At 32.0% G+C, this 231-nt stretch carries 1 protein-coding gene; it reads right to left on the bottom strand.

The window, feature by feature from the left end; all coding sequences use genetic code 11:
• Positions 1-209: hypothetical protein (locus AAEZ03_RS29095; RefSeq protein WP_350583488.1), on the bottom strand; the 209-nt coding region annotated here is incomplete at its 3' end.
• Between the last annotated feature and the right edge of the window lie 22 nt (positions 210-231).

Raw genomic sequence — 231 nt, 5'->3', positions numbered from 1 at the left:
GGTAAAGGCTTACCTTGGTTAATATACAAATCATTCCCACTAGTTTTATAGTGCGTAGGTAACTCTATAACATCAATACTGTATTCGCCAGCAGGATTAATAATATTATTTAATACCTCCTTACGAACACTAGTAATAAATACGATATGGCTGCTAAATTTCATTAGGTCTATAAAATCATTTTTGTTTGAAAACAAAGCAAGGTTCATCTTATCTGACCCAAACAAGCAA

Source organism: Pseudomonas sp. HY2-MNA-CIBAN-0224 (genome assembly GCF_040310285.1).
In the GTDB taxonomy this organism is placed as follows: Bacteria; Pseudomonadota; Gammaproteobacteria; order Pseudomonadales; family Pseudomonadaceae; genus Aquipseudomonas; species Aquipseudomonas helleri.
This window is presented reverse-complemented; position numbering and strand designations above follow the sequence as displayed.